At 62.9% G+C, this 24,981-nt stretch carries 26 protein-coding genes; 8 read left to right on the forward strand and 18 right to left on the reverse strand.

Features of this window, described 5'->3' with window-relative positions; all coding sequences use genetic code 11:
* Position 1: 1 nt before the first annotated feature.
* From AC3WQS_RS28915 to AC3WQS_RS28925, 3 genes are all read right to left on the reverse strand, one after another.
* Positions 2-535, reverse strand: coding sequence for a hypothetical protein (locus AC3WQS_RS28915; protein WP_019749802.1), 534 nt, complete (start codon positions 533-535; stop codon positions 2-4).
* Positions 536-625: 90 nt separating this feature from the next.
* Entirely contained in the window at positions 626-1,231 is a 606-nt protein-coding gene (locus AC3WQS_RS28920) for a recombinase family protein (protein ID WP_019749803.1), read from the reverse strand.
* A 269-nt stretch (positions 1,232-1,500) separates the two neighbouring features.
* Positions 1,501-2,205 (reverse strand): TetR/AcrR family transcriptional regulator, encoded by a 705-nt coding sequence (locus AC3WQS_RS28925; RefSeq protein WP_019749804.1) that lies wholly within the window; start codon positions 2,203-2,205, stop codon positions 1,501-1,503.
* A gap of 204 nt (positions 2,206-2,409) precedes the next feature.
* On the opposite strand from AC3WQS_RS28925, the gene AC3WQS_RS28930 reads away from it, so the two are divergent.
* Positions 2,410-3,885 (forward strand): MFS transporter, encoded by a 1,476-nt coding sequence (locus AC3WQS_RS28930; RefSeq protein ID WP_370671306.1) that lies wholly within the window; start codon positions 2,410-2,412, stop codon positions 3,883-3,885.
* 16 nt (positions 3,886-3,901) lie between these two features.
* Here AC3WQS_RS28930 and AC3WQS_RS28935 read toward each other — a convergent pair whose 3' ends face one another.
* The 12 genes from AC3WQS_RS28935 to AC3WQS_RS28990 all read right to left on the reverse strand — a co-directional run bounded on the left by AC3WQS_RS28935 (position 3,902) and on the right by AC3WQS_RS28990 (position 17,328).
* Complete coding sequence (locus tag AC3WQS_RS28935; RefSeq protein WP_064074909.1) at positions 3,902-4,456, reverse strand: PaaI family thioesterase; 555 nt, start codon at positions 4,454-4,456, stop codon at positions 3,902-3,904.
* Between the two features lie 488 nt (positions 4,457-4,944).
* Entirely contained in the window at positions 4,945-6,159 is a 1,215-nt protein-coding gene (locus AC3WQS_RS28940; protein WP_064074908.1) for a cytochrome P450, read from the reverse strand.
* Positions 6,156-6,689 (reverse strand): PaaI family thioesterase, encoded by a 534-nt coding sequence (locus AC3WQS_RS28945; RefSeq protein WP_003942418.1) that lies wholly within the window; start codon positions 6,687-6,689, stop codon positions 6,156-6,158. The genes AC3WQS_RS28940 and AC3WQS_RS28945 overlap by 4 nt, the downstream gene beginning before the upstream one ends.
* Positions 6,690-6,962: 273 nt before the next feature.
* Positions 6,963-8,594 (reverse strand): fatty acid--CoA ligase, encoded by a 1,632-nt coding sequence (locus AC3WQS_RS28950; protein WP_019750066.1) that lies wholly within the window; start codon positions 8,592-8,594, stop codon positions 6,963-6,965.
* An 83-nt stretch (positions 8,595-8,677) separates the two neighbouring features.
* On the reverse strand, positions 8,678-9,745 hold the full coding sequence (locus tag AC3WQS_RS28955; RefSeq protein WP_003942427.1) for a BtrH N-terminal domain-containing protein: 1,068 nt from the start codon (positions 9,743-9,745) through the stop codon (positions 8,678-8,680).
* 38 nt (positions 9,746-9,783) lie between these two features.
* Positions 9,784-10,620 (reverse strand): SDR family oxidoreductase, encoded by an 837-nt coding sequence (locus tag AC3WQS_RS28960; RefSeq protein ID WP_064074907.1) that lies wholly within the window; start codon positions 10,618-10,620, stop codon positions 9,784-9,786.
* Entirely contained in the window at positions 10,617-12,146 is a 1,530-nt protein-coding gene (locus AC3WQS_RS28965; protein ID WP_003942430.1) for an aldehyde dehydrogenase family protein, read from the reverse strand. The genes AC3WQS_RS28960 and AC3WQS_RS28965 overlap by 4 nt, the downstream gene beginning before the upstream one ends.
* On the reverse strand, positions 12,143-12,868 hold the full coding sequence (locus AC3WQS_RS28970; RefSeq protein ID WP_064074906.1) for a transglutaminase-like domain-containing protein: 726 nt from the start codon (positions 12,866-12,868) through the stop codon (positions 12,143-12,145). Before AC3WQS_RS28970 ends, AC3WQS_RS28965 begins: the two co-directional genes overlap by 4 nt.
* Positions 12,865-14,328, reverse strand: coding sequence for a cytochrome P450 (locus AC3WQS_RS28975; RefSeq protein ID WP_019750067.1), 1,464 nt, complete (start codon positions 14,326-14,328; stop codon positions 12,865-12,867). The genes AC3WQS_RS28970 and AC3WQS_RS28975 overlap by 4 nt, the downstream gene beginning before the upstream one ends.
* Before the next feature lie 67 nt (positions 14,329-14,395).
* Positions 14,396-15,598, reverse strand: a complete 1,203-nt coding sequence (locus AC3WQS_RS28980) for an NAD(P)/FAD-dependent oxidoreductase (RefSeq protein WP_003942429.1) — start codon at positions 15,596-15,598, stop codon at positions 14,396-14,398.
* On the reverse strand, positions 15,595-16,983 hold the full coding sequence (locus tag AC3WQS_RS28985; RefSeq protein ID WP_003942426.1) for a cytochrome P450: 1,389 nt from the start codon (positions 16,981-16,983) through the stop codon (positions 15,595-15,597). The genes AC3WQS_RS28980 and AC3WQS_RS28985 overlap by 4 nt, the downstream gene beginning before the upstream one ends.
* 24 nt (positions 16,984-17,007) lie before the next feature.
* Complete coding sequence (locus tag AC3WQS_RS28990; RefSeq protein WP_003942421.1) at positions 17,008-17,328, reverse strand: 2Fe-2S iron-sulfur cluster-binding protein; 321 nt, start codon at positions 17,326-17,328, stop codon at positions 17,008-17,010.
* Positions 17,329-17,455: 127 nt separating this feature from the next.
* Here AC3WQS_RS28990 and AC3WQS_RS28995 point away from each other — a divergent pair, with 127 nt between their 5' ends.
* On the forward strand, positions 17,456-18,457 hold the full coding sequence (locus tag AC3WQS_RS28995) for an AraC family transcriptional regulator (protein WP_003942428.1): 1,002 nt from the start codon (positions 17,456-17,458) through the stop codon (positions 18,455-18,457).
* Positions 18,458-18,746: 289 nt separating this feature from the next.
* Here the strand turns inward: AC3WQS_RS28995 and AC3WQS_RS29000 are convergent, their stop codons facing one another.
* The gene (locus AC3WQS_RS29000; protein WP_230544131.1) at positions 18,747-18,971 is read right to left on the reverse strand and encodes a hypothetical protein; all 225 of its coding nucleotides are present in this window, start codon (positions 18,969-18,971) and stop codon (positions 18,747-18,749) included.
* Between the two features lie 188 nt (positions 18,972-19,159).
* On the opposite strand from AC3WQS_RS29000, the gene AC3WQS_RS29005 reads away from it, so the two are divergent.
* The 5 genes from AC3WQS_RS29005 to AC3WQS_RS29025 all read left to right on the forward strand — a co-directional run bounded on the left by AC3WQS_RS29005 (position 19,160) and on the right by AC3WQS_RS29025 (position 22,593).
* Entirely contained in the window at positions 19,160-20,683 is a 1,524-nt protein-coding gene (locus AC3WQS_RS29005; protein WP_019750069.1) for an MFS transporter, read from the forward strand.
* A 13-nt stretch (positions 20,684-20,696) separates the two neighbouring features.
* Complete coding sequence (locus tag AC3WQS_RS29010; RefSeq protein WP_492713550.1) at positions 20,697-21,143, forward strand: universal stress protein; 447 nt, start codon at positions 20,697-20,699, stop codon at positions 21,141-21,143.
* On the forward strand, positions 21,140-21,733 hold the full coding sequence (locus AC3WQS_RS29015) for a PaaI family thioesterase (RefSeq protein WP_019750071.1): 594 nt from the start codon (positions 21,140-21,142) through the stop codon (positions 21,731-21,733). The genes AC3WQS_RS29010 and AC3WQS_RS29015 overlap by 4 nt, the downstream gene beginning before the upstream one ends.
* Before the next feature lie 369 nt (positions 21,734-22,102).
* Entirely contained in the window at positions 22,103-22,306 is a 204-nt protein-coding gene (locus AC3WQS_RS29020) for a three-helix bundle dimerization domain-containing protein (protein WP_019750074.1), read from the forward strand.
* On the forward strand, positions 22,306-22,593 hold the full coding sequence (locus AC3WQS_RS29025; protein WP_019750075.1) for a hypothetical protein: 288 nt from the start codon (positions 22,306-22,308) through the stop codon (positions 22,591-22,593). Before AC3WQS_RS29020 ends, AC3WQS_RS29025 begins: the two co-directional genes overlap by 1 nt.
* A 356-nt stretch (positions 22,594-22,949) precedes the next feature.
* On the opposite strand, the gene AC3WQS_RS29030 is transcribed toward AC3WQS_RS29025, so the two are convergent.
* A complete protein-coding gene (locus AC3WQS_RS29030) occupies positions 22,950-23,297 on the reverse strand; it encodes a hypothetical protein (protein WP_223304650.1) in 348 nt (115 codons plus the stop codon).
* A gap of 520 nt (positions 23,298-23,817) precedes the next feature.
* A complete protein-coding gene (locus tag AC3WQS_RS29035) occupies positions 23,818-24,444 on the reverse strand; it encodes a hypothetical protein (RefSeq protein ID WP_019750086.1) in 627 nt (208 codons plus the stop codon).
* A 194-nt stretch (positions 24,445-24,638) separates the two neighbouring features.
* On the opposite strand from AC3WQS_RS29035, the gene AC3WQS_RS29040 reads away from it, so the two are divergent.
* Positions 24,639-24,902 (forward strand): hypothetical protein, encoded by a 264-nt coding sequence (locus AC3WQS_RS29040; RefSeq protein ID WP_230544130.1) that lies wholly within the window; start codon positions 24,639-24,641, stop codon positions 24,900-24,902.
* Positions 24,903-24,981: the final 79 nt, after the last annotated feature.

A 24,981-nucleotide genomic window follows, 5' to 3' on the forward strand; every position in this document is an offset into this window, starting at 1 on the left:
GCTACTTTCCCGGCCCTTCCCTGAGCCCCTGGCCAATGAGGGCGAAGAAGGCGCACTCAACCAACCAAAGCCCCGTCTGCCCCTGATAGGGCAGATCTGCTACCCCATAACTCTCGGCAACAGATCGATTGGGGTCGAAGGCATCTCGCATGATCTGACGAGCGAGTAGCAACTCTGCCTCCGCGATCTGGCCGTCTGGCAGCCCCGGATCCAGGTTGGTCAAAAACGCCCAGTCCACCTGCCCATACAGATTGGGAAAAGACTGACGTATCAACTTGGAAGCCGTCTTGGCGATGTGCTGCGACAGATCCTCGGCGAGGCCGAGTTGTGCGAACACAAAAGCAGTTTCGGCGTCACCAAAGAAGTCCTGCAAACCGAAAACGACTGTCGGATCGAGCAAATGCCGCTCAAGTATCTCGTCAACATTGGCGTGAATTTGCAACGGGTTGAGTACCAAGGACTGTCCGTCGGTGACCGAGGCCTCCCGGTAGTCCGGATCAATAAAACGCGGTAAACCCTTATCTCCGAATGACATAGCTGAACCCCCACCTTGCGGAAAAATAGAACCGTCACCCAATCTACCTAATTGTGAACGTATTTGGGTGGAGTGCGGACAAGGCCGATGTCAAGCAGTTTCCGAAGCCCTACGATCGTGGTCATTGCGCTCAATTCGGGCAAGCTGAATATTCGAATACAGTGCCGAACGCTTCAAACCCGTGTTCTTGCAAAGAGTTTCGATTTTGAACTGTCCGGTTTCGTGCACCTGCAACAGGTACGCACGCTCTTCCGGCGTGAGCTTATGTTGACGGCCTTTCATCTTGCCGGCCGCGGCAGCCGCTGCCACTGCGTCCCTGGTCCGACTTCGGATCAGGTCTGACTCGAATTCGGCCATCAGCCCGAGCACTCCGATGAACATTTTGCCCATCGGATCCGACGGGTCGTAGATCTTCCCGTCGATCGACAACGCAACACCCTTGTCCGCCAGTCGCCCCACCGTTTCGTGGAGATCCTTCGCGGACCGGGAGAGCCGGTCGAGTTTGGTCACGCAAAAGACGTCGCCTTCGCGGGCCGCGTTGATCGCATTGTCGAGCCCGGGCCGTCGAGTCTGCCGGCCACTGATTCCGTGATCGACGTAGACCCGGTCTCGGTCGACTCCCTCCTTGGCGAGAAGCTCGACCTGAATCGACGAATCTTGAGCCGCCGTACTGACCCGTGCGTAGCCGATCTTCATTCCACTCCCGATCGTCACCGTTCACGATGTCCCGCACACAAACTGTCCGTTAGAAACTATGCCATACCGGATTTTTTCAACGGACAACAAAATGGACGGAAGGCGCTGAAATTTCCCCAGGTGAATGTCAGTTTCAGAAGACGGCTGCACGATGTCAGAAGTGCACTGCAGTGCAGCTCCGAGTTCTTGAGCACACGTCCGGCCTTATCCAGTGAGCGCTGCGATCCCTGACTGGATAGCGCATTGATGGTCAAATTTCGCATCAAGTTTTACTGGCCGTCGGTGAGCTGCGGGTCTAGCGTCGCGGCCGGCCGTGGACGGCTGTTGTCGCGCGAAGTGCTCGATCGGACACTTGCGGCATGGGCGGCGAGAAAGTTGTCGACGATTTGGATGCAGTCGTCGGCGTGGATGTGGCGCAGTCCTGTGAGGCGAGCGAACACTATCGGTCCGAGGAGCTGAATGAGGGCGAAGGTGGTGTCGATCTCGCCGAGCACAGTGCGGGCGTCAGGGGCCGTCAGGATCTGATCCAGGGACCTGCGGTATTGCTCTATGACACGGGCCCGAAGCGAGACCACCGCGCCAGGATCGAGATCGCGCCGGCTGGCGTCGCCGCTGTTGACGGGTCCCATTGCCAGCCAGGCCAGCGTGGTCATCTGCACCGGAGCTTGGTCGATGAGGTCGGCCTGGGTGGTGAGCACCGAAATCAGACGTTCGCGTAGCGGACCGGTATCGATATCGGTGTCGACTGGGGGTAGTAGTCGCTCGAAGGTTGCAGCGAGCAGGTCAGTGGTACTTCCGAAGTGTCGGTACAGAGTGGCACGTGCAACCTTCGACATGCGGGTGACCGCCTCCACGGTGACCGCCTCGACGCCGCCGGTGGCTAGCAGCTGGCCCGCCGCTTCGAGTAACCGGTTACGTGAGCGCGCCAGCCGGGGGTCGGCCGGGCCCTCGGCCGCAACGAGAGGGTCGACCATGAACGGGCTCCGCTCCATTTTGACTGACAAAACATGTCCTAGCATGACCATTCTGTCACACCCGCAAAGTTATGATACTAATAGTCTCGCACCGAGACGATCAGTCTCAAACTGGGAGGCTGGCCGTTGAACGAACGTAGATCCGACTCTGCCAGCGTCGCTCGATGGAGCGGTGCCCAGTGGTGGATGTTGATTGTGTCGTGCATGGCAGTCGCGTTGGTGGTGGCCGCAATGGCGGCATTGTATTCAGCGTTGCCACAGATCGCGGTCGCGACAAGGGCGACGCAAGCTCAACTGACCTGGATAGTCGACGGTTATACGCTGGTATTGGCGTGCTTCGTTCTGCCTGCCGGTGCGATCGGTGACCGGTACGGTCGCCGGGGGGTGCTCGTGGCGGGGTTGGCGTTGTTCGCTTTCGCGTCGGCATTGCCCTTGTTTCTCGCCGACCCGGCGTGGCTGATCGCTGCTCGCGCGTTGGCTGGGGCGGGTGCGGCGCTGGTCATGCCCTCGACGCTGTCGATACTGACCGCGGGATTTCCACCGGCGCATCGCGGTCGCGCTGTAGGTGTGTGGGCCGGGGTTGCTGGATCCGGGGCGGTCCTGGGCATCCTCGGGGCTGGAGTGCTGCTCGAGCAGTGGTCGTGGACCTCGGTGTTCGTCGGGTTGACCGTCGCCGGAGCGGTTCTGGCCGGGTTGGCATGCAGTATCGCGGAGTCCCGCCAGCAGGAGCATCCACCGGTCGATTGGGTGGGCGCGGTGACCGTAGTTGTCGCGGTCGGGGCGATCGTCTTCGCTGTGATCGAGGTTCCGGCCCGTGGCTGGTCGGATTCGCTCGTCGCCATCAGCACTGCGGTGGGCTTGTTTGCGGTTGTGGTGTTCGTCGTCGTAGAACTACGTTCCTCGGCACCCCTACTCGATGTCCGGTTGTTCGCCCGCCGTGGTTTCGGTGCCGGCGCGCTGTCTGTCTGTATCCAATTTCTGGTGACCTTCGGGGTGTTCTTGTTGTTGGTGCAGTATCTGCAGTTGATTCTCGGTTATGGACCGCTCACCGCCGCGTTGGCGTTGACCCCTATGGTCGTGCCGCTCATCGTGATCTCGGTGATTGCACCCTGGCTGTCGAACATTGTTGGGCTGCGGGTGATGACCACTGTAGGTCTGCTCACCATCGCGGCGGGACTGGTGATGGTGAGCAGACTGACCGTCGCGGCGACTTACCCTGACCTGCTGTGGCCCTTGCTCATCATGAGCGCGGGTTTGGGGTTGTGTACCGCCCCTGCGACTTTCGCCATCGTCTCGGACACTCCTGAGGCCAAGCACGGGGTGGCTGCCGCGGTCAACGACGCAGCTCGCGAAATCGGTGCCGCGATTGGGATTGCGGTAGCCGGTAGCGTGCTCGCGGCCGGTTACGTTCAGCACATTCAGCCGGCTCTGCCCCAGCTACCCGAGCCTGCCCGTGGTCCGGTGGCCGATTCTCTGGCCGCCGCGTTGCAGGTCGCCGACCGCGCAGGACCAGCTGGTCAGCCGCTGGCCGAGTTCGCCAGAGCCGCATTCGTACACGGAAGTGGTCAGGCGACGCTGTCGTTGGCGGCGCTGACCGCCGCTGGGGCACTCGTCCTCGCCGTCTTTGCGCCAGGTAGACGCAGCCGTACGACAGCCACCGCGGGTGATGGACGTCGGTGAAGGTCGGCCAGGGTGTCTATTCTTCGGTGTGATTCGTGTCTGTGGCCCGGAGTTGGGCTCGGGCTTGGGACTGCATGAAGTGTTCGACCTCGACCACCACGAACAGGGCAGTAGCGGTGGCTACGGAGCTGCCCTGCGCATCGTCCATCGTGGCCGTGAGATCCAGTTTGCGCCCATCACGAGACCGAACGGCAGCACGCAACACGTATGGAGTGCCGAGCAGAACCGGCGCTAGGTAGTCGAGCTCGAGACGCCGCGTCACGGCGAGCTCACCCACTGTGTAAAGCAGGAAGCCGAACAGATCGTCGAGAACGGTCGCCACCGCGCCGCCGTGTGCTATCCCGGGTGCCCCGACATGACGTTGATCGAACACATGGTGAGCTACCACGCCGTTCTCGTCACGCTGGACCGACAGGGCGTGGCCGTGCGGGTTCTCCGGCCCACAACCAAGACAGTCGGGGTGGTGGGGCGGTAGATCAGGCGACTCGGAAGTCGTGCTCCAGAACGAGCGCGCCCAGTTCTCGACAGCGGGGCCGGCCGACCCGCTGACCTCGTCCGGAATTCTTTTCATGGTCGGACCTCTCTGTCGTGAAACCGTGCCGAGTCTGTCGCGTCTTCGCGCGCTCGGCCTGCACCGCAGCATCCGGTCGGTCGTTCGTCCGACCGGTCGGCGCACTCGCCCCCGCCATGATTACCACGAGCGGGAGTCTTCTCACTCAACGCACCTCCCGGCCCGATAGCGCACACGACGCGGCCGTCGAGCCGAAAATGGTGACCGCGAAACATCGAGGGCTTCCGTCGGCGGGCTGAATTGTTGTCGGCGTGGGGCAGGGATCAGGGTCTGTTGCCGAGTAACGACACGGCATCGATGCAGCGTCCACCGAGAGGCGTCCGACTGTTCCGTCCGGCAACTCTTCGGTCGTTCGGTGCCTCCGCACGCCTGGGGCGATCCGGCGCGGGCGGCTGCAGCACAGTGCGATGCGCCGTTTACCGCGAGGTGGTTCGGTCGGGTTCAACTCCCGAGACTTCGAGCCCTTCTGGTGGGGGGTAGGGGAGGGCTCATCTGGTTGCCACCTTTAAACTCGATAGCCCGCGGAAGGACAGCCCGGTACGCCAGCGAGGCTGTTCGACGAGCTGGAGACCGGGAAAACGAGCCACCAGGATCGGGAACAGTAGGGATCCTTCGAGCCGGGCCAGCGGCGCGCCGAGACAGAAGTGAATGCCGGCGCCGAACGACAACGGTGGGACTCCGGTTCGGGTGATGTCGAGCTTATCCGGGTCACAAAATCGGTCCGGATCTCTGTTGGCCGCCCCGAGCAAGGTCAATACGATCTGACCGGGATGTAGATCGACTCCTGCCAGCCGTGTCGGCTCGAGCACCGTGCGCCCGTTGGTCTGGACGGGGGAGTCGTAACGCAACAATTCTTCGACGGTATTGCTCGCCAAGTCGGGCCTGGCACCCAGTTCGCGCATTTGGTCGGGGTGAGCGAGCAGCGCGGCGACACCGTTGCCGATGAGGTTTGTGGTGGTTTCGAACCCTGCGGCGAACAACAGAATCGCGGTGCCGACGCATTCGTCGTCATCCAGGATGTCGTCGCCGTGCGCGACGGCGAGTCGGCTGAGTAGGTCATCGGCGGGGCGGGCGCGTTTGACCGCCAACAGGTCAGCGAAATACATGGCAAGTTGGTTCTCGGCTTCACAGGCGGCGGTCAGAGCCTCAACATTGGCTCCGGGTTCCAGTGAGGCGAGCAGGGCACGCACCAATGGCGCGGCAACTGCCCGATCGGCCGCGGGAACTCCCAGAAGTTCGCCTATCACATTCACAGGCAGCGGGAGCGCCAGATCGGTGATGATGTCGACGAAGACCTGTACCTCCATGACGTTAAGTAGGTGATGGATCTGTGTGATGATGCGGCTGCGCAACTCGTCAATGTGTCGAGGGGTGAACACGTCGGCCACCAGTCGACGCAGCCGGTGATGGTCAGGGGGGTTACGGAACAGCATGGTGCGCCGGAATCGATGCATGGCCCGACGTTGCAGCTCGTCAGGGATCTCGGACAAGCCGAAGCCCAGCGACTCGTCGGCCTTGCCGAGTCTGCGGTCGCGGAGCGCCGCCGCGCAATCGTCGTAGCGACTCAATACCAGCACCCCCGATCGCGTAACCAAGACGGGGCGCGTCTCTCGCAGCCGTCGGAACGCTTCGTAAGGTCCGGCTGCGCCGTGATCGGTGAGTAAGGCGTCCAGGAGCAGTTCCCTCTCGGTCGGTACATTCATGCTTGCCTCTTAGTATTCGCCTGTGACTGCAGGAAATGTTCGACGTCGACCAGGATGAACAGGGCGGTCGCCGTGGTGACCGATCGACCCTCTATATCCTCGATCCTGGCCGCGAGATTCAATTTCCGGCCATCGCGAGACCGTGTATCGGCGTGCAGGGTGTAAGGCGTGGCAAGCAGAACCGGCGCGAGGTAGTCGAGTTCGAGACGGCGCGTCACGCCGAGTTCTCCGACCGTGTAGAGCAGGAAACCGAAAAGATCGTCGATTACGGTCGCCACCGCGCCGCCGTGTGCTATCCTGGGCGCCCCTACGTGACGTTGGTCGAAGAGGTGGTGAGCAACGACGCCGTCTCGGCAACGCCGTACCGACAGGTAATGCCCGTGCGGGTTCGTCGGCCCGCACCCAAGACAGTTGGGGTGGTGGGGTGGCAACTCAGGCGAGCTAGATTCTTCCAGCGGCCGGAATGAGCGCACCCAGTCCTCCATGTCTGGGTCGACCGACCCCCCGACCGCATCCGAAGCTTTGCCCATGGTCCGACCTTCCTGTCGATGAAACCGCGCTTAATGCCGGTCTCGAGTGTGACCGTTATGCAAATACACCTGAGCGCACTCCGGAGAGTGCGGTGGCAGCCCTTCGCTCAACTCCACGTTGGTCAGGCGAGGTGTCCCGCCCAACGGGAGATCACGACCCCATCTCCTTCACCAGTGCCGTAGTCTGCGATGGACGCCGGTGTCGTGAAAAACTTCCCGCCCCGCGTTCCATCTGCCTCGTCCTATTCAGAACTCCGGTTGGAAAAAAATTTCCTAGATTTCGATGACAGCTAGCTCTCCTTCGGCGTGCAGGGAGCGTAGGCGCTTCTTGTCGAACTTGCCGACTGAGGTCTTGGGCACCTCGGAGATGAAGCACCAACGCTCGGGCAGCCACCACTTGGCGACCTTGCCGTCGAGGAAGTCGCGCAGATTAGCAGGTGTGGGCTCGTGGCCCTCACGTGGAACGATCACCGCGAGGGGGCGTTCTTGCCACTTCTCGTCCGGCACTCCGATCACAGATGCCTCGAGCACGTCTGGATGACCGGCAAGCAGCAGTTCGAGCTCGACCGAGGAGATCCACTCCCCGCCGGACTTGATCACGTCCTTGGCGCGGTCGGTCAGCGTCACGAAATTGCGTGCATCGATCCGCCCGACGTCGCCGGTGCGTAACCACCCTTCCTGAAACTTCTCACTGTCATGCTCCTCGCCGACGTACGAGCCGGTAATCCAGGGCCCGCGTGCTTGCAACTCACCGACCGCTTCGCCGTCGTGCGGGAGCTTATTGCCCTCGTCGTCGACAATCCTCAGCTCCACCCCTGCAACCGGGCGGCCTTGGGTGGCGCGCAGGCGCCAGCGCTCCTGCACATCGAGCGATACCGGTGGGCGTGCGATGGCGGCCAGCGGCGAGGTTTCGGTCATTCCCCATGCCTGGACGACCTGCACGCCGTACCTCTCCTCGAAGGCCTCCATCAGGTGAAGGGGTACTGCGGAACCACCGCAGGCGACCAGACCGAGAGAGGAGATGTCATAGCTGGAGTTTGCCTCCAAGAAGTTTAAGACGTCATTCCAGATCGTCGGAACTGCGCCCGCGACGGTCGGCCTCTGCGCGTCGATGAGCCGCACCAGCGGCTCAGCCTGCAGGAACCTGTCAGGCATGAGTAGGTCGGCGCCCGACATAAGGGCGGCATAGACTAGTCCCCAAGCGTTGGCGTGGAACATCGGCACGATGGCAAGGATCCGATCATCGCAGCTGACTCGCAGTCCGTCGGCGGCGCAGGCCGCCATCGAATGCAAGTACGTCGACCGGTGGCTGTAGGCGACCCCTTTGGGGTTGCCGGTGGTACCCGAGGTATAACACATAGCGGCTGCGGACTGCTCATCGAGATCAGGCCAGTCGAACGTATCGGACTGAGAGGCGAGGAACTCCTCGTACCCCACGACCCTGACCCCGTCACGGTGCAGCGGGGTAAGGTCCACTTCGCCGGTCACGACGACGGTGTGCACGCTGGTGAGCTGCAGCAGTACAGGGGCCAGCAAGGGCAGCAGGCTTCCATCGAGAATTACGACCTGATCCTCGGCGTGGTTGCCGATGTAGACAAGTTGATCAGGGGTGAGACGTAGGTTCAGGGTGTGCAGCACTGCGCCCATCGAGGGCACCGCACAGTAGGCCTCAACATGCTCCTGGTTGTTCCACATAAAGGTCGCAACACGCTCATCGCCTGTGATCCCGCAACCGCGCAATGCGTTGGCCAACTGTGCGGCTCTCCGTCCGACTTCGGCGAAAGTGCCGACCTTAACGCTCCCGTCGGACTGCAAGGTCCGTACGGTTGCCGAGCTATGCACACTCGAACCGTGGCGCAGAATCGCCGCAGTTGTCAAGGGAAAGTTCATCATCGTGCTCTGCATACCATTCCTTCATTCGATAGTGCCTGCGAACGAACAGCGATCCGCAGATCAATTCACCGGGCGTCCTGGTTAACAGCGGGCTGTCAGAGACCTGCAGCCGTAAGTGAGGTTGAAGCCAATTCCAGGGACTCGACCAGGTTCGACTCGAGTTCTGGTAGTCGGCTAGCCGCCGTGACCACCGCCGCTAAGCGAGCGCGCGCATCAATGTCGCGTTGGGTCCCGGCACGTGCAGTTTCGGTCCATGCCTGCGCACAACGGCTGGCGGCGACGGCGAGGTCGGCGGTGGCTAGATCACCGGTCAGGCGTGCGACATCCGCGCAGCCATCGGCGAGCAACCGGCGGAATAGGCCGCCGCCGGTGCCCGCCTTCTCGATGAAAGCGCCCAGACTGAACAGGAAGATCTCAAGATCTCTTGTCGGAAGGTCTGCCCAGGCTCGAAGGTCGGCCGCCAACTGCTCGACTGCAGCTAGCCCCTCGGCCCCGGCCTCCATGGTCGTGAGATCAACGATCCCCGGCTGTGACGGGTGGCGCATGTTGGCCGCGGATTGGCGAAATGCCTCTGCCGCCACTGTTGCCATGTCTGGCAGCGCGCTCGGCCAGGTGATGCGGTATGTACAGTGGCGCGTCGGTTGAGGGAAGGACGTCGAGGAACGCGCCCGAGCCAGCGAATCGAGCGGGACTTCCTGCACCTCGGCGCGATCATTGTCTACGACGAAGGCAATCCCCTTAGCTTCGTCGTAACCGATCACCACGATGTCGTGGCGACTCATCTGCAACTGGACCTGCAGGTACGGTAGCTCGGCTATGTCGCCCCACACCAGGCTGGGTCTGCCTGCGTCGATCTCGTCGAGAACCCAAGACCATCCCTCACTGGGATCGTCGGTGGTGAGAACGTGGACCTGTCCGCCTAGCCGGCGGGGTAGATCGATTTCGAAGTCGGCCCCTCGTCCCACCAAATACAATGGTGGAACCAGGTCATTCGATCGGAGGTACGCTAGCCCCAGCGAGCCGCCGAGTGCGAACACCAGACCTTCATCGGGTGGCCCTTCCCACCCCAGTCCATGCCAGTGCAGAAGATCCCGCATTGCGCCAGAACCACAGTGCCCCCCGATCTGATGGGGGTAGTCCTTGATCAGGATCTTGCGGGGCATGTATCTTCCTTTTTTGGGTGGTGGGTTCGAAGACCAGGTCAGTTGTTCCGAATTCTGTCCAGGTAGGCCTGACGTGCCCCCATGTCCACGTCGTCGAGGAATACAGAGTCTGTGTCCAGGGCCGATCCGAGCCTGGTGGCGAGCCGTTCGGGGACGAACTTCATCGCTGCGACCATGCTCCCTGCGAGGCGAGTGACGCGCACGAAGGGCCGCGGTTTCTCGATCAGTTCGGCTGTCACTCGAGCGATTTCCTCGGGCTCTGCATTGCGCAGTCCCTTGGCTCCTGCTGTCCCAGCAACGAGTTCGGTGTTGGTGAACGTGGGCCGCACTGTGGACAGCCGCACGCCTGACTTGCGGTATTCCAGTCGCGCCGCCTCCGTGAATCCGATGACCGCGAATTTGGTGCCGCAGTAGGTCGCCAGACCGGGGACGGCGAGCTCGCCGGCCAGTGATGCGGTGTTGATGATGTGTCCAGTACGACGAGGGAGCATCCGTTGAAGGGCGAGTTTGGTCCCAAAGATGACTCCCAGGACGTTGATCTCGACCTGCCGCCGGGTCACCGCGTCGTCTTCCTCGTGGGTGTGCCCGGTGGGCATGATGCCCGCGTTGTTGATCAGCACGTCGAGGGGGCCGAGGTCTCCCTCGACTAGGTCGAGAAAGTCTTTGAACGAGTCAGGGTCGGTGACATCGAGGCGGGTGACAACCTTAACCCCCAGTTCGGCGGCGGTCTCCTTAGCACGTGCCTCGTCGATGTCGCCGATGGCCACGCGGTGACCTCGTCGGATCAGCTCCTTCGCGGTCTGGTAGCCGATGCCGCGGGCTCCCCCGGTGATCGCCACTGTTTTCGCGGCGGTATGGGGATTGTGTGTCGTCACTTGCTGTGCTCCTTGTTCAGGCCGAGGCGTTGTCGTAGACCGCGACCGGCTGCTGCACGCAATACTTTTTCGGCGATGGCCGTACGTCGGGAGGTGTACGGGTACCACGTGAGTTCTCGTGTCAGGACAGGGATCCGCGGCTCGGTCACGGACTGGACCCGGCAGTATTTGTGAAGTCCGTAGGCGCCGCCTAGTCGCGCACCGATACCTGAGGCCTTCCATCCACTGTGCGGCAGTGTGGTGGCGAAGAGGTTGCTGAAGACGTCGTTGATGTTGACTGCACCCGCGTCCAGACGTTGTGCGATACGCCGCGCACGAGCATGGTCGCGGGTCCACACTGTGGCAGACAAGCCGAACGCCGAGTCGTTAGCCAGGTGGATGGCCTCGTCCTCGTCCGCGACACGCATCACAGGGATCGTGGGGCCGAAGGTCTCCTCGGTCATGCAGGCCATTGTGTGGTCGACGCCGACCACAACGGTTGGAGCGTAGTAGTTCCCGACCGCGCTTAGGGTTCCGCCGGCCAGTACCTGCGCACCTGCCGCCACTGCCTGGCTGACGTGGCGATCGGCTATCTCGACCTGTCTCGCCGTGACCATCGCACCTACGTCGTCACCTGCCGCGGCACCTTGGGTAAGTGACCGTACTCGTTGAGCCAGCCGGGCCACGAACTCGTCGTAGATCTCAGAGACCACATACACCCGCTCGACTGAGATGCAGACCTGCCCCGCGTTGAACAGACCGCCCCACGCGATCCCCTCCACAGCACGAGCAAGGTCGGCGTCCTCCAGCACGATCGCCGGATCTTTACCGCCTAACTCCAAGCTCACAGGCTTCAATTGCTCGGCACAGCGGATCGCGATTGTCCTCCCGGTGGCTGTCGAGCCCGTGAACTGAACGAAGTCAGCGGCGTCCACGACCGCAGCACCTGCTTCGCTAGCACCCACAACATGCGCCAAAACCGGTGGGGCGCCGATCTCGTGCCAGCCCTCGACGACTCGTGCACAGGTCAGTGGCGTCTCTTCCGAGGACTTCGCCAGGACTGCGCATCCGGCAGCCAGCGCAGGAGCTGCATCCATGAGGAAGAGGGTGATCGGGAAGTTCCACGGTGTGATGAGCCCGACAACCGGGTACGGGTGGTAGGTCTTGGACAACCGTTTCGGCAGACTTAGCAGACCTGCGGATCGGACTTGCTCGTCAGCGAGAAACTTCTCGGCATGGTTTGCGTAGTAGGTGATGAACTCGCACGATGCTGTCGTCTCAACCAGGGCGTCGGGGCGCACCTTGCCTGTTTCGGCTTGCAGCAGATCGGTGAGTTCGTCGGTGTGAGCCAGGATCCAGTCTCGCCAGCGATGCAACCATCGGGAGCGTTGCCGCGGGCTTGCCTGAGCCCACCCGAGCTGAGCGCGGCGGAGATCGGCCGCGATGCTGTTCACGGTCTCGCGGGTATCGATGGGGACGGTTGCGACCAGCCGGCCGTCGGCGGGGTTGCGTACGTCCAGGGCATCCGCTGTGGTCGCCGTGCTCATCGGGCCTCCGGGAGTGAGTGGAGCCCGCGGGCGATCCCGTCGGGCTGGGTGCATCTGTCGGGTGTGTCGGTGAAAGCGTCAGCGAGCACGGGGGTGCGCTCAAAGATTCGCTGTCCATAGGTATGCCGAAGCTCGGTCAAGATCGTGTTCAAAGGCAGGTCGTCGAAGACGCCGCGCTCGCGGACATACTCCATGTGCAGGGCTCCGTCGGCGGCGAAGGCGTGCAGGAGGGCGTCGTGCTCGCCGTCGAAATCCACCGGCGGCACCCCGAAACGGGCACACAACTCGGTGTTGAACGCCGGGGTCGCCTTCATCCACCGGCCGTTGACGTAGAGATGGCTGTAGCCGTGATAGACGAACAGGTCTGTGCCGCCCATGAGCGCTCGCAACGCTTCGGTCTGCAAATGATTTCGGACGTCGGCAAACCCCAGTAGCGCCGGAATCCCTGCCGCACGGCACACCGCGGTCAAGAGCACCGCCTTCGGGACGCAATAGGCGCGCCCGGTCTCGAGGACGAAGCTTGCTCGATAATGGGCGGGATCGTCCGACACCGTGTAGGGGTCGTACCGGATCTGGTCGCGGACGGCGGCGAAGAGGCGCTTCGCCTTGTCCCGGTCGGTGCCCGCATCCCCAACCGCGGCGGCGGTGAACGCCCGGACGGACTCGTGCTCGATGTCGAGGAAGTCGGTCGCCCACGAGTGCGCCAGCGGTGCCTTATTCATCTGCGCTCCAGAGTTATCGGCAACCCGTCGACCGGAATGGGGAGCGAGGTGTTGTCCCACCTCGCTTCATACTGATCGGGGACCGTCCAGGTGTAGGTGCGTAGCATGTGGTGCAGAATCGCCTTGACTTCGAGGGTGCCGAAGTGCAGACCGATGCACTTGTGTACCCCTCCTCCGAAGGGGATCCACCCGAGGCGGTGATTCTGGTCCTCACGCCGCGGTTCGCTGAAGCGGTCAGGGTCAAAGGTGTCGGGGTCGGTCCAGCACGACTCGTCGAAGTGGTTCACCGACGGAGCCACGGCCACCAGGGTGTCCGCCGGGATGTGGTGGCCGGCGATATCCACGTCTTCGACCGTCTTGCGCATCACGATGGGCACGGGCGCCACCAGACGGAGTGTCTCCTTGATCACCAGGTCGAGAGTCTCCAGTGAGTCCAGGTCGTCGATGTCCGGGCGGCGTCCACCGAGTCGGTCGGACTCGGCCCGCGCCCGTTCCTGCCAGGCCGGGTGCTTGGCGAGGAAGTAGGCGGCAGCGGTGGTGGTGATGGTCGATGTGTCGTGGGCCGCCATCATCAAGAAGATCATGTGGCTAACGACGTCCTCATCGGTGAACGCCTCACCGTCGGCCGTGCGCGCATGGCACAGCCCCGCAAAGAGGTCGCCTCCTTGGCCACTTCGAGCCGCCGGCAGGTGCCGGGTGAAGTAGTCCTCCAAGAGCGCGCGCCCACGGACTCCCGCTCGCCAACGAGTCCCCGGTAACGGGAAACGGATGATCGAGCTGGCCGCACGCACGGTGGCCACGAAGGCGTCGTTGATGGCATCGGTATCCTCGCTACCCCCCCGACCTGCCATGAAGACCTTCGTGGCGACGTCGAGAGTTAGTGCCTTCAGCAGCGGGTAGATGCGCGTGGTGGATTGTCCCGCTGTCCACCCTGGGATGCTGGCCTCCAGCGTCGGGCCGAGCTGGTCGACGTAGCCGGCGAGTCGGTCGCGGGTGAACGCCTCCTGCATGATCCGCCGATGCATCCTGTGTTCGTCGAAGCTCATCAACATCAGGCCCCGATGAAAAAAGGCATCGATGAGATAGGTCCACCCGTCCTGGGAGAACGACTTCGCCTTGGTGGTCAGCACCTCCTGTATGGCATCCGGTCCGGCAACCGCCACTATTTTCGTGCCGAAGGCGCCCATCCACGACACAGGTCCTAGCCGCTGGTACCTGGCCCGGGAGAAGTTAGATCCGAACCGGATGTAGTCCAGGGTGTGACCGAGCAGAGGCATGCCAGCGGTCCCTAAGACCGGTTTGAGGCCTGACCCCGCCGGGGGCGGGGCGAGCTCTCGGACAGGCCACCGGTCACTGGCCCCGAGCAGGGCCGCGTCGACCCGACTCGGCAGTGGCACCATGAGGACCGACGAGAGTCGCTCACGACCCTTCGCCAGCGGGAGATGGATAATGTTCGTCACTTGTGTTCCTTTCCGAAACGCAGCCCGCACTCACCATTTCGTACCCATCGCCCGAAGACCCGTCATCTCAGGCGGAGCTGGCAAGCGCCAGTTCAGTTCGGTCGATGGGGAGTTGCTGCGTGATTACCCGCTTGCTGAACATGAAGTCACGGGGGCGGTTGATGCAGTCGGCGCCAATAAGCTCTCCCTCACGGAGGTAGAAGCAGGTGAAGTCGCGGTCTCGGGTCGGGTCTCCGCTGAGGATGACTTCGTCGTAACCGGTGTTCAGACCGGCGATCTGGAGCTTGAGATCATATTGATCCGACCAGAACCATGGAAGCGCCGCTATCTTCTTGGACTTCCCACACACCGTCGCGGCAGCGACCTTGGCTTGCTCGTGCGCGCTCGGCACAGACTCCAGGCGTAGAGGGCGGCTGTAGCGAGCCATGCTGTGGCTTGCGCAATCCCCGGCGGCCACGATGTCGGGGTCGCTGGTCCGGGCCTGGTCGTCGATCACGACGCCGTTATCAATGACCAGACCTGCGGCGGCGGCAAGATCGGTGTTCGGCTCAACGCCGATGCCGACAATGACGAGGTCAGCGGGAATTGACTCGCCACCGGACAGAACTACTTCACGGACCCTGTCCTCGCCGGACAGAACCTCGACCAGCACACCCGTCCGGATTTTCACGCCCTCCTGCCGGTGAATACGGTCGAAGAACGCTGATACTTCGGGGGCAGTGACCCGCTCAAGGACGCGCCCAGTCGCCTCGAGCACGGTGACCTCCAGCCCCAGTGCACGCAACGAGGCAGCCGTCTCCAGTCCGATGTAACCGCCGCCGATGATCACTGCCCGACGTCCTGCGTGGGCGGCCACTCGGATCATCTCGACGTCTGCGACTGTGCGTAAGTAGTAGACTCCGGCCAAGTTGGCTCCCGGGGTGGGGAGTCGCCGAGGGCGGGCGCCAGTGCACAGCGCAAGCTGGTCGTAAGCTAGTGCGCCGCCGGTACTCAGTGAGAGATGACCACCCGAGCGGTCGATCGCCTCCACCGTCGCATTCAGGACTTGGATTCCCTGCTTGCTATAGAAATCGGCATTGCGGATCGCAAGCTCGTCGAGTGTGCTCTTCCCGGCCAGGTACGCCTTCGACAAAGGAGGGCGTTGGTAGGGCAACGTCGACTCATCGCCGATGAGAACGATCTCGCCGGTCCACCCTTCCTGTCGAAGACTGGCCGCGAGTTGGGCTCCGGCATGGCTGGCCCCGACGACGAGGGCCCGATGTAAGGTCATACGTCGGATTTCGGGGTGAGACGGACCATCATCTTGCTGATGCCCCTGACAAAGTTGGACTGCACATACTCGGGCTCGCCGACGACCTCGATCTTTTCGAAGCGAGAAAGCAACTCTTCCCAGAGAATCCGCAGCTGTAATTCCGCCAGTCGGTTGCCCATGCAGCGGTGGACACCGAAGCCGAAGGAGATGTGGTTGCGAGCGTTGGCCCGGTCGATGATGAAGTCGTCGGGCCGATCGAACATCCGCTCATCACGGTTGCCTGAGGCGTACCACATCACTACCTTGTCGCCCTTGCGGATGAACTGCCCGTTCAGCACGGTGTCGGCCTTGGCGATCCGGCGCATGTAGGCCAACGGTGTTTGCCACCGAATGATCTCCGAGACCATATTGGGGATCAGGTCAGGGTTCGCCTTCAGCTTCTCGAACTGGTCAGGGAACCGGTTCAACGCGAGAACACCGCCGCTCATCGAGTTCCGCGTCGTGTCGTTGCCTCCGACGATCAGCAACACAAGGTTGCCCAGGAACTCCATCGGTCGGTCGATCAGATCCTTGGTGTCTTCGTTGCTCTGCAACAGGGTGATCAAGTCGAATCCGGGTTCCTCCCCGGCAGCTGTCCGGGCAGCCTTGTCGCGCCAGAGAGTGCTGAGACCTCGCGCCATGTCGCGCATGCCGCGGAACACCTCGTCATTGTCCGAGGGGCCGCCGTTGGCTTGCTCCATCGAGGATGCGAGATCAGACCAGTAAGCGAGCTTGCGGCGCTGCTCGTAGGGAAAGTCCAGGAGGGTCGCAAGCATCCGAGCGGTCAACTCGACCGAGACGTTCTGGACCCAGTCGAACGGCTGATCCACGGGCAGGTTGTCCAGCACCTCCTGGACGCGCGATCGAATCAGACCCTCCATCTCACGCAGGTTCTTCGGTGCGACCACGCCTTGGACAGCGGCCCGCTGCGCGTCGTGTCGTGGCGGATCCATCGCTATGAACATCTCGATATCAAGAAAACGAGGTGGAACCCCGATGACGATCAACGGCTCGGCGGAGAAGACCTCGTGGTTCTTGTCGACGGCCATGATGTCGGCATGCCTTGTGACGGACCAGAACGGCCCGAACGGACTGTTAGGCTGGTAGTGGACCGGAGCCTCGTTGCGTACGCGCTCGAAGTACGACTGCCAGCGCCCCTGGCGATAGAGGAAAGGGTTGCTGAGGTCGATGTCGGCGAGTTCGACGTCCTCCACAGGAGGGATGGGGCTCTCGATGAAAAGCCTCTCTCCGTTCGCTCCGGTCACCCATCGCCGCGTCTTGTCGTACAGTTGTGCGCCCTGGATCTGCCGCTCCATCGGGATAGTCGACTGAACCTTAGCGGCGATTGCCTCAGAAAACTTCATTGCGTCTTATCGTCTCTCTCGTCGTCACATCTGAAACTCAGGCATTAGGACGGTCAGGCCGTCCCACGCCTCGGAGACCGGAATCTGGCAGGACAGTCGAGAGGTCGGTTGACGCTCAGGGTTCATCGCGAGCATCTCCTCCTCGTCGGAGCCGGAGAGGCCCACCTCCTCGGACCACTGCGGATCGACGATCACATGGCAGGTGCCGCACGCGGCCTCGCCTCCGCAGTCGCCGTCGATGCCGGGCACTGCATTGTTGGTCGCGACCTGCATCAGCGACTGTCCTTCTTGGAAAGGGACCTCGTGCTTCTTGCCGTCGTGTGAGACAAAGGTGACAACTGCCATAACCAACTCCTGATACGTTGTCCTCGCCTTGGGAACTTGATCAAAGTGTCGTCGGGGATGACCGCTACGGCTATGTTCTGCGGAGTCAAAAACTTGTGAATTCGGCTCAAAGGGATCTGGTGAACCAATGATCCTCGATGACGAGGGTGTGCCCCCGCTCCTGTTCGTGCAATTGCTCGAGCGCCAAGCATTCGACCCAGACGCCGTCGCGCGGCTTCGCAACATCATGTCTCGCGAAGGAACCGACGAGGCGACGCTGATTCAGCGCGACGTTCAGGCCCCCATACGGTGGTTTCGGGAGGTCTACCCCGAACTCGACGTCGACCAGGCAACACTGCTCGGCTTTGCGTTCGCTGAACAGGCCCAGTTGACGTCCTTCGGCCCGTTGAGTTCTCCGCTGGTCAGCGCAGGCTCGGTAGCCGAGATCGTGGAGTTGCTCACCTATCTGCCGTTGATCTCGACAGCTCTCAGTCCACAGTTCCATCCAAGTGACCACGGCCTCACCATCGGGTTCACCGCACACACAAGCGATCCGGCCCTGGACTGCCTGGTCGTCGCCTACTGCGGGTCGGCGCTACTGCGACTGCTTGACATGCTCGCCGGCGACATGCCTACCGTCACACTCCACTTGAGTTGGCCGGTGCCGCCCCTCCTGTCCAATCATGAGGACTTAATAGCCGGGCGCCTGTTTTTCGGCGCTCCGATGTCCTTCCTTCATGTTCCCGCGGACACGCTTAACGAGGTTTGCCGGTTCTCCGATCCCCTCACATACCGACTCGCCATCGGCGATCTGCAGCGAACTCTCGACCAGCGGGGCAGGACCACGTCGTTTTCGGAGAAGACGAGACGGCTGCTGGAGAAGGAGCCCGCACAGGGGAGTATCCACTGGGTCGCACGCGAGTTGTCGATATCCGTCAGCACACTCAAGCGGCGCCTCTCCGAAGAGGGGACCACTTTCCGCGAGTTGCGCCAGTCATTCCTGCGCGAGCGTGCGATGCTGCGGCTACTCGACCGATCAATGTCGGTGACTGAGGTCGCCACGGAGCTCGGATACAGTGACCTCACCAACTTCTCACACGCCTTCAAGCGATGGACCGGCCGTTCTCCGAACGAGTTCCGGCATCCATGACGCTGAGCCGCCCGGTCTCCGGCGGGTTGAGGGGGCTGGCGGATGCGGTAAATCAGTGTGGGGCCGTTCCCAGTGCATGAGATCAGTGGTACTCCAGGGGCCGACCAAGATTTCGGTCCGACAGGATCTTCCTGAGTCTCGGGGTCACCGCAACGGCGTGATCAGTGGTGGAATCCGCGTCGACGTGGGCACTTTGCAGCCAAAGCGAGGGGTTATGCCTGCTGTGTGGGCATGGGCATGTGCTCGGGCATGATCATCTTTCTCGGAAGTGACAGCTCCGCATGGGAACCTAGATTTTCCGGATTGAAGGCAGGTGCTGCGGCAGTTGTGGCCGCGGGCCGGAGCGCCAGCCGACCACCTTTGTTCGAGAACGCCTGCTTGGGCACGTCAAGACACCCCCGAAGTTGGGCGCGGCCGCGTCGAGTAACCGGTTGCGTGAGCGTGCTAGCCGCGGATCGGCCTGCTCGTCGACTGCGGTGAGTGAGTCGGTCGTGGCGTGGTCCGGGGCGGTCATGGGAGCGCGCTCCTCCGATTCGTCTCGTTCAGCCCTGGGCGTATGTGTCGACTCTATCCCGAGCCCCCACCACTATGATACGAATGGTCTCGTACCGAGACTGTTGGTCTTTGAGTTGGGAGGCGCCGGTGGACACACCTGGGACGGGCGCTGTTGAGATCGACGGGTGGACCAGGGCCGAGTGGTGGATGCTGACGGTGTCGTGCCTGGCGGTGGCGCTGGTGGTCGCGGCCATGGCGGCGTTGTACTCGGCGTTGCCGCAGATCGCGGTCGAGACCGGGGCGACGCAAGCCCAGTTGACCTGGATCGTCGACGGTTACACGCTGGTGCTGGCGTGTCTTGTGCTGCCTGCCGGAGCAATCGGTGACCGTTACGGGCGTCGCGGTGTGCTGGTCACGGGGCTGGCGGTGTTCTCGGTCGCGTCGGCGCTGCCGCTGCTGCTGGCCGACCCGGTGTGGCTGATCGCAGCGCGCGCGCTGGCCGGGGTGGGCGCGGCGCTGGTGATGCCTTCGACGCTGTCGATCCTGACCGCGGGGTTCGCCGCTGCCCATCGTGGCCGGGCGGTGGGGGTGTGGGCCGGAGTTGCGGGGTCAGGGGCAGTGCTGGGCATCCTCGGCGCCGGGGTACTGCTCGAGCGGTGGTCATGGCCTTCGGTGTTCGTCGGGTTGACCGTGGCGGGGGTGGTGCTGGCGGGGTTGGCGTGCACTATCGCCGAGTCCCGAGAGAGCGAGCATCCCCCGGTGGACTGGGTGGGTGCGGCGGTGGTGGCCGTCGCGATCGCGGCGATCGTGTTCGCCGCGATCGAGGTTCCCGCGCGGGGCTGGGCCGACCAGCTCGTCGCCGCTATCGCCGGGGTCGGTCTCCTGGCAGCGGTGGTGTTTGTGATCGTAGAGCTGCGGTCTTCTGCGCCACTACTGGACGTGCGGTTGTTCGCCCGCCGCGGTTTCGGGGCCGGCTCGCTGTCGGTGACCATCCAGTTCCTGGTTACCTTCGGAGTGTTCCTGCTGTTGGTGCAGTACCTGCAGCTGATCCTCGGCTATGGGCCGCTGGCCTCGGCACTGGCGTTGGCGCCGATGGTGGTGCCGCTGGTCGTGATCTCGGTAATCGCACCGTGGTTGTCGAGCCTCGTCGGGTTGAAAGTGATGACCGTCTCAGGACTGCTTGCCATCGCTGCCGGACTGGTGCTGGTAAGCCGGTTGACCGTGGCCGCGGACTATCCCGGCCTGCTGTGGCCGCTGCTGATCATGAGCGCGGGTCTGGGATTGTGCACCGCCCCGGCGACCTACGCCATCGTCGCCGACACCCCTGCGGCCAAACAGGGGGTCGCCGCCGCGGTCAACGACGCTGCCCGCGAGATCGGCGCCGCGATCGGGATCGCCGTGGCTGGCAGCGTGCTCGCCGCAGGCTATACCCACCACATCCAGCCCGCTCTGCCCCAGCTTCCCGAGCCCGCCCGCGGCCCGGTCGCCGATTCCCTGGCCGCTGCTCTGCAGGTCGCTGACCAGGCCGGACCGGCGGCCCAACCGCTGGCCGAGTTCGCCAAGGCAGCGTTCGTGCACGGCAGCAGCCAGGCCGCGCTCACGCTGGCCGCCCTCACCGCCGCCGGGGCGATCGTGCTGGCAGTCCTCTCTCCCGGCCCCACCACCCGCCGCTCCCGCGCGTCACGCACTCACACGAACACCCCTCCCCGCTCGAACACCCCCTTCTCGTGAAAGAGGCCCCATCATGACGGCCTATCGCACGATCCTCGTCGACACCGACGGATCCGACGACTCCTACCGCGTGGTCGACCACGCCGCCGAGCTGGCTCACGTCACCCACGCCCGACTCCTGATCATCTGCGCCCGTCACGACATCGACGAACGCGCACTCGGTACTGACGTCGACCGGCTGCGAGCTACCACACCCACCGACGCCATCCTGCGCACCGCGCACCAACATGCGATCGCCCACGGCGCCGTCGACATCGAAACTCGCATCCTGCCCGAGCCCACCGTCCGCGCACTGTTTCACCTAGCCGGCCCGACCGCCGACGACCTCATCGTCACCGCGAACCCCCACCGGTCACCACTGGCCCGGCTGCTATTCACCTCGCCGGCCGAGCTTGCCCACAAAGCCCACTGCGACATCCTCATTGCTAATGGTGAGGACACCTACGGAAGGCGTCCATGACCGAGCACACACCCAACACCAACACACCCGAGACCGCCGGCCCCGAACCTTTCGAGGCCGAGGACTGGATCCGTACCTTCGCTGTGGCGCCGCCTGAACACGTCGACCTGCCGCCTCACCACCCCCACTGCCTTGGTTGCGGACCGGCTAACCCTCACGGCCACCAGTTGCGCGTCCGACGCGACGCACACGGCGTCTACGCCCACCACAGCTTCGATTCCCGCCATGTCGGCGCCCCAGCGATTGCCCACGGGGGCGCGGTCGCCACCGTCCTCGACGACTTGTTCGGGTTTCTGCTCTACACCGTGGGAGAGCTCGCCGTCACCCGCCACCTCGCTATCGACTACCTCGCCCCGGTCCTGCTCGACACCCCCTACACCCTCCGCTCTCACATCCACTCCCGCGCAGGCCGCAAACTACACCTGCGAGCCACCATCGAAAACAACCACGCCCACGTGGTCACTACCGCCACCGCACTGTTCCTCATCGTCGACATCGACCACTTCCTGACCCCCCGACACAACGCCTCGGCGGCGACCGCGCCCACTACACACGAAGACCAACAAGGCCCTCAGATGGACAGTCCCTGACGTGTCCCTCTAGCCGATCCGCGATCGGCAGAGCGCTGTGCCGTCCGTGGCGGCAGTCGGAGACGTGATCGAACCGGGTAAATATCTCCGGCTGTACACCCCCAACCGGAGGCCGGTGCGCGCCATCAGGTCGCAGAACGCGGCGTTGCGGCCGTGTTCGGTCACGACGACGGGACGGTGCTCATGGTTTCAGGGTGAGAGATTGCGTGAGGATCGCATCCCGGTTCCGCGCACCCGTCGCCGGTGTGGGGCGACCTCGGCGGTCGGTTTCGGCTCGTGGCAGCGCAGCGTGACTAGGTGCTGATCGTTGCGCGTAGTCGATAGTCGTCTCCTGTTGAACTATGGGCAGGTGGGGCGCAGTATTTACCGATGAAAACCGAAGAGGAAGAACGACTGATCGCTCATGCGGTGACGCGGTTGTCGGTGAAGTATCCGTCGATATCGGCTGATGTCGTTGCGGACGCTGTTGCGTCTGCTCATGCTCATTTCGACGGTCACAAGGTGCGTGATTTTGTTCCTCTGCTCGTCGAGCGCATGGCGGGTGAGAAACTTTCCTCGCTGGTCGCTTCATAATGGCTGTGTCCGCGGCAGAAGAGTCCGATGTTGCGCAGGCGAGAGTGTTTCTGGCTCTGTTGAATTCGGAGATCGACGAGTTGTCGGAGCGCATCGAATCCGCGCTGCGGCTGGTGCGGGGTGCGCGTCCGGTCGCACCGGTGTTGGCGTCGGCTGCGCGCACCGATGCGGCGGCTCTGCGCAAGGACCTTCATCGGGTGCACGCTCTGGTTGAGCAACTGGTACGCCGCTTTCCTGCCGTCAACAGTCCTACCGATGTGCCTGCCGCACGTTCTCTCCGCAGCTGATCGGTTTCCCTCGCAGCATTGATCGCGCTGAGTACGCGGTCCGGAGTCTCCCTCTATCCACAGGCAGCAATGTACGGGGACGGTGAGCTGCGGGGATGGATCGACAACCAGCATCGAGTGCTGCCCCTGCTGTGGTCGTCTGGGCGGCCTATATCGGCGGGGTGTGCCCTAGCGCACATACTCCGGAGAGTGCATTGGATGAGGTTCGGCGCCGTGGCTTGGGGTTCGTGGTCCTGGGTAACAGTCCGGGATCGAGCGTCAGGAGCAGGTGACGGTCAGGGAATAGATCATTTCCAGATTTGTGGGCTCGCCGTTGGCTTGTTCAATTCGCTGCCTGGTGGGGGCGCGAATTGCGCCTACCTGGACGCGTCGTTTCCGGGTTTTCTTGTCGGCACTGCGTAAAGGTCGGTCGTACGTTGTATTGCTCTTCTGCATCTGTCGGCGGTGAGGAGGTATTTTTCGGCGGCGGTGTAGTCGGTGACGGCGGTGCCGTCCGGGCCAAGGGTGTGGGTGATGAGGTCGAGGTAGCGACGCCGGTAGAGGTAGGCATCGGGCTCTGCGAGTAGAAATTCTACGGCGGCCATGACGTCCGGGGGCGGGGCCGTTCGGGTGCGCCGGGCGCGTGCGTTCAGTTGGTGTGCCGGCGGCACCTCGTGACTGTTCGCGGCAGAGTAGAGCCGCGCGATGCGGCGAGGACTGCTCATCGGGGCTCCGCCGCTGCAGGCAGAATGGTCATCGCGTATCCGAGCCGTATGTCGTGGTGGTGCGAGTGGTGGTAGCGGGGCTTTTCCTGCCGGATGTGGTGGGAAGACCTCGGTGTGTAGGCGCGGCGACGCCGGAGGCAGTCATCGAGGCATCACGAACGAGAAAAGGTCCAGCATGTTCATCGGTCTCCTTGTCGTTAGCCGGGCACATGAGATATGTATACCTTTCTGTCCCGCCGGGTCACAGATATCGAAAGTTACAGATTGGAAAACTCGCGCCACGAGCGAACGTGCCGATGTTCTAACGGATCGGGTTCCGGGGCAGCGACCGAATGCCGTCGCCGGCGCTTCGCGTTCGATCGCCAAAGTTGAATGTGCCGGATGTGTTGCGGTCAATAGATTGCCGCCCATACGTTCGCCGATAACCTATATTATGTCATTTTGTGGATGAAAGTCGCTGCACCGCAACGAAATACACCCACATTGAACGTGCATCGTCAGTATCGAATGGCAATATTCGCTACCAGAGCGAGAGCGGACGTCCTGCAGCCTCGGCCGCAGCGATGCGCTCTTCGATGACGTCGACTCCTACGTTTTGTTCGATCCCGGTACGGATCGCGGTGGCAATGGCGCGAGTGCGACCCGCGGGTCCTCGAACGTCGGCGAGTGGGCTGGCGATGTTGCGTCGCCGGAGCTCGTATTCGCTGCGGTTGCTGCGATTGGTTCCCAACTGCATGTGTGCCGGGTTGGTGCAGCCGGCGAAGTCGCATTGGTGGCACAGCACCGCGTCGTCGGTGTTGGACCAGCCCAACCTCGAGATGACACCGTCTTCGAGTTGGTAGGCGAACAAATGCGCCGGCACGGTCCCGCGGCGGGACGGCCCAGGCAGACTCGCCGCCCGGAAGGAACCATGCCCGGTCGAAGACACACCGCCGATCCACGGCCAGCACTGCTCCCGGCGGCGTCGGAATCGCTTGGACTCGAAACGAGAAACGACGGCAGGATTGTCGAGCCAAGAACGCCACAGACGCTCCGGAATGCGTACAGGCTGGGGCTGCCCGATCAACGTCATCTGGAACGCCCGCAGCGCGGGAGCGCTGTCGGGCATGCCGGGCAGCGGGGATGGAGCATCGTTGACGAACGTCATCGGCCCTGCTCCTGACACTCGATCCGGACTGTTACCCGAGTTGACTGTAGAGACACGTGCCGACAACCAGTTGAAGATCCGGGGTATGACCTGTGGTGGGCTTCGGTAACAGTCCACTCGTACCTGCCATTGCGGCTGCCCTTGCGATCATCCCAATGGCCCTGGTTGCCGAGAACGCCAACCTTTGCGCAGGAATGAAACTCACCCTCGAACCCACCGTCGTCAACGGCGCAGCCTTCGCGCACTGGGTTGACGCGATCAGTGACATCGTCGAAAACTCCATCACCGACGGAGAACTCACCGACACCCCCACCGCGCACCGACTCGCATGGAACCTGTGCGCTGGCACCGTCGGAGCAGCCAACGCATCAGCAACCCTGCGAGAAGACATCGACCTCGCAACCTGTCTCGAAGGCGTGGTAACAGCGCAGTTGCGCAATGCCTTCACGCCCGCCTGATCTAAAATACGGGTGTCGACCTCAATATCAACTGGTCGAAATTGCTTGAGGGACAACTAGACCGACAACATCTGCACCA

Source organism: Rhodococcus sp. FW305-130 (genome assembly GCF_058788335.1).

Coding starts and splice junctions, on each gene's coding strand:
- AC3WQS_RS28915 (WP_019749802.1), bottom strand. CDS start 535: ATGTCATTCGGAGATAAGGGTTTACCGCGTTTTATTGATCCGGACTAC.
- AC3WQS_RS28920 (WP_019749803.1), bottom strand. CDS start 1,231: ATGAAGATCGGCTACGCACGGGTCAGTACGGCGGCTCAAGATTCGTCG.
- AC3WQS_RS28925 (WP_019749804.1), bottom strand. CDS start 2,205: ATGGTCGACCCTCTCGTTGCGGCCGAGGGCCCGGCCGACCCCCGGCTG.
- AC3WQS_RS28930 (WP_370671306.1), top strand. CDS start 2,410: ATGGCAGTCGCGTTGGTGGTGGCCGCAATGGCGGCATTGTATTCAGCG.
- AC3WQS_RS28935 (WP_064074909.1), bottom strand. CDS start 4,456: ATGAAAAGAATTCCGGACGAGGTCAGCGGGTCGGCCGGCCCCGCTGTC.
- AC3WQS_RS28940 (WP_064074908.1), bottom strand. CDS start 6,159: ATGAATGTACCGACCGAGAGGGAACTGCTCCTGGACGCCTTACTCACC.
- AC3WQS_RS28945 (WP_003942418.1), bottom strand. CDS start 6,689: ATGGGCAAAGCTTCGGATGCGGTCGGGGGGTCGGTCGACCCAGACATG.
- AC3WQS_RS28950 (WP_019750066.1), bottom strand. CDS start 8,594: ATGCAGAGCACGATGATGAACTTTCCCTTGACAACTGCGGCGATTCTG.
- AC3WQS_RS28955 (WP_003942427.1), bottom strand. CDS start 9,745: ATGCCCCGCAAGATCCTGATCAAGGACTACCCCCATCAGATCGGGGGG.
- AC3WQS_RS28965 (WP_003942430.1), bottom strand. CDS start 12,146: ATGAGCACGGCGACCACAGCGGATGCCCTGGACGTACGCAACCCCGCC.
- AC3WQS_RS28970 (WP_064074906.1), bottom strand. CDS start 12,868: ATGAATAAGGCACCGCTGGCGCACTCGTGGGCGACCGACTTCCTCGAC.
- AC3WQS_RS28980 (WP_003942429.1), bottom strand. CDS start 15,598: ATGACCTTACATCGGGCCCTCGTCGTCGGGGCCAGCCATGCCGGAGCC.
- AC3WQS_RS28985 (WP_003942426.1), bottom strand. CDS start 16,983: ATGAAGTTTTCTGAGGCAATCGCCGCTAAGGTTCAGTCGACTATCCCG.
- AC3WQS_RS28990 (WP_003942421.1), bottom strand. CDS start 17,328: ATGGCAGTTGTCACCTTTGTCTCACACGACGGCAAGAAGCACGAGGTC.
- AC3WQS_RS28995 (WP_003942428.1), top strand. CDS start 17,456: ATGATCCTCGATGACGAGGGTGTGCCCCCGCTCCTGTTCGTGCAATTG.
- AC3WQS_RS29000 (WP_230544131.1), bottom strand. CDS start 18,971: ATGACCGCCCCGGACCACGCCACGACCGACTCACTCACCGCAGTCGAC.
- AC3WQS_RS29005 (WP_019750069.1), top strand. CDS start 19,160: ATGCTGACGGTGTCGTGCCTGGCGGTGGCGCTGGTGGTCGCGGCCATG.
- AC3WQS_RS29010 (WP_492713550.1), top strand. CDS start 20,697: ATGACGGCCTATCGCACGATCCTCGTCGACACCGACGGATCCGACGAC.
- AC3WQS_RS29015 (WP_019750071.1), top strand. CDS start 21,140: ATGACCGAGCACACACCCAACACCAACACACCCGAGACCGCCGGCCCC.
- AC3WQS_RS29020 (WP_019750074.1), top strand. CDS start 22,103: ATGAAAACCGAAGAGGAAGAACGACTGATCGCTCATGCGGTGACGCGG.
- AC3WQS_RS29025 (WP_019750075.1), top strand. CDS start 22,306: ATGGCTGTGTCCGCGGCAGAAGAGTCCGATGTTGCGCAGGCGAGAGTG.
- AC3WQS_RS29030 (WP_223304650.1), bottom strand. CDS start 23,297: ATGAGCAGTCCTCGCCGCATCGCGCGGCTCTACTCTGCCGCGAACAGT.
- AC3WQS_RS29035 (WP_019750086.1), bottom strand. CDS start 24,444: ATGACGTTCGTCAACGATGCTCCATCCCCGCTGCCCGGCATGCCCGAC.
- AC3WQS_RS29040 (WP_230544130.1), top strand. CDS start 24,639: ATGAAACTCACCCTCGAACCCACCGTCGTCAACGGCGCAGCCTTCGCG.